Annotated in this window: 5 protein-coding genes; 4 read left to right on the top strand and 1 reads right to left on the bottom strand. The window is 69.1% G+C overall.

Going from position 1 to position 4,666, the window contains the following annotated elements:
- Positions 1 to 138: 138 nt before the first annotated feature.
- Complete coding sequence (locus tag ACFWP5_RS51805; protein WP_384174247.1) at positions 139 to 795, bottom strand: vitamin K epoxide reductase family protein; 657 nt, start codon at positions 793 to 795, stop codon at positions 139 to 141.
- Positions 796 to 937: 142 nt separating this feature from the next.
- Here ACFWP5_RS51805 and ACFWP5_RS51810 point away from each other — a divergent pair, with 142 nt between their 5' ends.
- From ACFWP5_RS51810 to ACFWP5_RS51825, 4 genes are read left to right on the top strand one after another with little or no spacing between them, the layout of a single operon-like run.
- Positions 938 to 1,804 carry an ABC transporter ATP-binding protein gene (locus ACFWP5_RS51810; RefSeq protein WP_384174250.1) on the top strand — a complete coding sequence of 289 codons (867 nt, stop codon included), beginning with the start codon at positions 938 to 940 and terminating at the stop codon, positions 1,802 to 1,804.
- Positions 1,801 to 2,652 (top strand): ABC transporter permease, encoded by an 852-nt coding sequence (locus ACFWP5_RS51815; protein ID WP_384174253.1) that lies wholly within the window; start codon positions 1,801 to 1,803, stop codon positions 2,650 to 2,652. The genes ACFWP5_RS51810 and ACFWP5_RS51815 overlap by 4 nt, the downstream gene beginning before the upstream one ends.
- The gene (locus ACFWP5_RS51820; protein WP_384174255.1) at positions 2,649 to 3,875 is read left to right on the top strand and encodes a sensor histidine kinase; all 1,227 of its coding nucleotides are present in this window, start codon (positions 2,649 to 2,651) and stop codon (positions 3,873 to 3,875) included. The genes ACFWP5_RS51815 and ACFWP5_RS51820 overlap by 4 nt, the downstream gene beginning before the upstream one ends.
- Positions 3,872 to 4,495, top strand: coding sequence for a response regulator (locus ACFWP5_RS51825; protein ID WP_384174258.1), 624 nt, complete (start codon positions 3,872 to 3,874; stop codon positions 4,493 to 4,495). Before ACFWP5_RS51820 ends, ACFWP5_RS51825 begins: the two co-directional genes overlap by 4 nt.
- Positions 4,496 to 4,666: the final 171 nt, after the last annotated feature.

Raw genomic sequence — 4,666 nt, forward strand, 5'->3', positions numbered from 1 at the left:
GCTGCAAGGCGGAGGAGGGCGGCGACGCGGAGCATCTGCAACCGACTACAACTCGGCTGGGGGTCCCCCCACGCCCTTAAGGCAGTGGGGGAGCGCGTGCCACGCCCCGCGTCTGCGGCATGATCCGCCGGACAGGTCCTAGGCCCAGAGCTGGGTGCCCCAGCGGGTCAGGATCAGCATGGCGATGATGCCGACGTGGGTGACAGGGAGAACCCAGGTGAACTCGCCCAGGAAGTTCTTGACCGGGCGTGGGGCCTTCAGGAAGTTGTTGCGGATGTTGAACGAGGTGACGTACCAGAACATGGTGATCGTGGCGACCCAGGCCAGCGAGCACCACAGGCACAGCGCGTTGATCCGGTACAGGGACTGGAACTGCAGCCAGGTGCAGAAGGCCACCCCGAAGAGCGTGCCGAAGTTGAAGGTCAGCCAGTACCAGCGCGGGAACTGCACCCGGGTCAGCAGGCTGACGCCGACGCAGATGACGATGCCGTAGGCGACCAGGCCGAGCATCGGGTTGGGGAAGCCGAAGGCGGCGGCCTGCTTGCTCTCCATGACGCTGCCGCAGGACACGATCGGGTTGATGCTGCAGCTCGGGGTGAACGTCTTGCCCGCGAGCTTGCCCTCAAGGATCTTGAACTTGTCGATCGTGATGACCCACGCGGCGAGCAGTCCGGCCGCTCCGGTGATCACCAGCAGCACGGCGAAGGCGCGGCTGCTGCCCACCGTGCGCGGCTCGGCGGCCGTGTGCTCCGGCTCGGAGTCGGTGGAGACGTCCTTCACTGTCGTCTTGCTCATCACGCCGATCCGTAACTTGAGAGTTGGACCTTCTTCGGGCAGGGCCATTGTGCCGCACGCGCACCTCTGTCCACCGTTCGGTGGACATAAGGAAGTACGCACGGTCGTCCCTGAGCGCTCGATTCCGGACGATGCTCGTGGCATGACAACACAGGCGAACGAACTCGCAGTGGATGTGCGGGGGCTGCGCAAGCAGTACGGGGACGTGACCGCCGTAGACGGAATCGACCTGGAGATCCGCACGGGAGAGGTGTTCGGCCTGCTCGGGCCCAATGGCGCGGGCAAGAGCACTACGGTCGAGATCCTCCAGGGCAACCGCGGCCGGGACGCGGGCGAGGTCTCGGTGCTCGGCTCGGACCCGGCTACGGGCACACGCGCGTGGCGTTCGCGGGTCGGCATCGTCTGGCAGGACGAATCGGCACCCGCGGAGTTGACGGTCGGCGAGACCGTACGGCACTTCGCCCGCTACTACCCCCGGCCGCGCGACCCCGACGAGGTCATCGGCCTGGTGGGTCTGGAGGCCAAGGTGGACAGCCGCATCAAGGCACTGTCGGGCGGACAGCGCAGGCGTCTCGACGTGGCCCTGGGGGTGATCGGCGGTCCGGAACTCCTGCTCCTGGACGAGCCGACGACCGGTTTCGACCCGGCTGCCCGGCGCCAGTTCTGGGACCTGATCCGCAAGCTCGCCGACGAGGGCACCACCATCCTCCTCACCACCCACTATCTGGAGGAGGCGGAGAACCTCGCCGACCGCCTGGCCATCGTCGCCAAGGGCCGCGTCGTCGCCGAGGGCGAACCGGCCGCCCTGCGCGAGCGCCACGGCACCGGAGCGACGGTCGAGTGGACGGAACCGGACGGCACCCCGCGCGCGGAGCACACGGACACTCCGACCAAGGTCGTAGCCGAACTCACGCACCGCTTCGACGGCGAGATCCCCGGGCTGCTGGTGAGGCGCCCCACCCTGGAGGACGTCTACCTCCGGCTGACCGGACAGGAGGACGCGCGATGAGCACGACCGCAACCGTTCTACGACCCCGCACGAAGACCTCCGGAGACCGGCTGCCCAGCGCCTGGGGTCTCGGGCTGCGGCGCGGTTCGCTGGAACTCAAACAGTTCTTCCGGCAGCGCGACCAGGTGGTGTTCACCTTCGCCTTCCCGGTCGTCTTCCTGTTCCTGTTCGCGTCGATCTTCAAGGACGACGTCCGGGGCGCGGGCGTCACCGCCTCCCAGCTCTACGTCCCGGCGATGATGGCCGCCGGCATCATGTCGACGAGTTTCCAGTCCCTCGGCATCTCGATCGCCATCGAACGCGACGAGAAGGTGCTGCGCCGGCTGAGCGGCACTCCGATGCCACCGGCCGCGTACTTCCTCGGCAAGATCTGGCTGGTTCTGGTCACGGGCCTGATGGAGACGGCGATCCTCCTCCTCGTCGGCACCACCCTCTACGGCGTGGATCTGCCCACGTCCGCGGTGAAGTGGCTGGACTTCGGGTGGATCTTCGTGCTCGGTCTGACGGCGTGCGCACTGCTCGGCATCGCGGTCAGCTCGGTCCCGAAGTCCGGCAAGAGCGCGACCTCCGTGGTCGTACTCCCCTTCCTGGTCCTGCAGTTCATCTCCGGGGTGTACATCTCCATCGACACCATCCCGGACTGGATGCTCAACATCGGCGCCCTGTTCCCACTGAAGTGGATGTGCCAGGGGCTGCGCGGGGTGTTCCTGCCCTCGTCGGCCCAGGTGCTGGAACAGGCCGGGAGCTGGGAGTTCGGGAAGATCGCGCTGGTGCTCGGGGCGTGGTGCGTCGGAGGATTGCTGCTGTGCCTGCTGACCTTCCGGTGGAAGAACCGGCGCGACGGATGACCGCTCCGCACGGGGCTGCAGGCTCGTACACCTGGGACCGTTCGTTCCGGCTCTGGGACACGTACTTCGCCCTGATCTGGCTGGCCACCCTGGTGTTCGTGCTCGGCACGAGCCATCCGGGGTGGCCGGTACGCGTCACGGCCGCCGCGCTGCTCGTCCCGCTGATCCCGCTCTACGTCTGGGTCGGGCGCCCGGTCCTGCAGGGCGACCCACCGGACGAACGACGGGCCGTCGGCTACCTGGTCGCGGAGATGACCCTGTTCCTGCCGTCGGCGGTCCTGGTCGGCGAGACCCGATTGCTGGCCTTCGCCCTCGTCCCGCCCTGCTTCATGGTGCTGCGCCTGCGCTGGGCGCTGATCGCGGTCACCGTGATCAACATCGCGCCCGTGATCGGCTGGACACTGCTGTGGTGGCCGGGCGCGCAGGACGTGTTCTTCAATTCGGTCTTCGCCGTGGTCACCCTGGTCTTCTCGATGGCCCTCGGCACCTGGATCATCCGCGTCATCGAACAGAGCCAGGAGCGCGCGGAGTTGATAGCCGAACTGGACGCCAGCCGCCACGAGGTCTCCCGGCTGTCGTCGGCGCACGGCGCCCTCGCCGAACGCGAACGCATGGCCCGCGAGATCCACGACACCCTCGCCCAGGGCTTCACCAGCCTGCTGATGCTGACCCAGGCGGTGGAGGCCGAGCTGGACGACGACCTGCCCCAGGCCCGCCGCCATCTCGCCCTGATGGACGAGACCGCCCGCCAGAACCTCGCCGAGGCCCGCGCCCTGGTCGCCGGCGGCACACCGGCCGACCTGGAGGGCGCGTCCCTCTCGGACGCCCTGCGCCGACTCGCCGCCCGCCATGACGCGACACTCCAAGTCGCCGGCCCGGTACGCGCGTTGCCCGCCGGACCGGAGGTCGTGGCCCTGCGCTCCTGCCAGGAGGCGCTCGCCAACGCCCGCAAACACGCCGGGAGTTCCGCGAAGGTGAACCTCACGCTGATGTACGCCGACGAGCAACTCACCGTGTCGGTACGGGACGACGGGTGCGGTTTCGACCCGGGTGCGGTGTCCGGCGGCTACGGTCTGGCGGGGCTGCGGACCCGGGCGGCCGAGGTGGGCGGGACGGCGGTGGTGCGGAGCGCGGCGGGCGAGGGGACGACGGTGACGGTACGGCTGCCTGTCTCACCCGTGTCTCCCGTGTCTCCCGTGTCCCCCACAAGGAGTTCCCGATGATCCGGATCATCCTGGCCGACGACCATCCCGTCGTACGGGAGGGCCTGCGCGCCATGCTCAGCGCCGAACCGGACCTCGACGTCGTCGCCGACGCGTCCAGCGGGCCGCAGGCGGAGGCACTGGCCGCCGAACTCCGCCCCGACATCGTCCTGATGGACCTGCGCATGCCGGGCGGCGGGGGCGTCGACTCCATCGTGCGGATGAGCGCGGCCGGGTTGCCGTGCCGGGTGATCGTCCTCACGACGTATGAGACGGACCGGGACATCTTGCGGGCCGTGGAGGCGGGGGCGGCGGGCTATCTGCTGAAGGATCTGCCGCGGGGCGAACTGGCGGACGCGGTACGGGCCGCCGCGCGGGGCGAGACGGTGCTGGCGCCGTCTGTGGCGGCGCGGTTGGTGGACCAGCTGCGGACGAAGCCGGAGCGGCCTCGGCTGTCCGAGCGGGAGACCGCGGTGTTGCGGTTGGTGGCGGAGGGGTGCACGAACGCGGAGATCGGGCGGCGGCTGTACATCGGGGAGTCGACGGTGAAGACCCATCTGCTGCGTGTCTTCGGCAAGTTGGGCGTCGACGATCGCACGGCCGCTGTGACGAGTGCGATGCGGTACGGGTTGCTGGACTGAGGATTCTCGCCCCCGCCGCCCCTACCCGTCCCATCCTTCTGGGGCTCCGCCCCAGCCCCCGCTCCTCAAACGCCGGAGGGGCTGAGTTCTCGCCGGCCAGCGCTTGATCTTTCAGCCCGTCCGGCGCTTGAGGACGAGGCCGTTCAGGCCGAAGCGGCGGCGGCCAAGAAG

This window comes from Streptomyces sp. NPDC058469 (genome assembly GCF_042721125.1).
Lineage (GTDB): Bacteria > Actinomycetota > Actinomycetes > Streptomycetales > Streptomycetaceae > Streptomyces.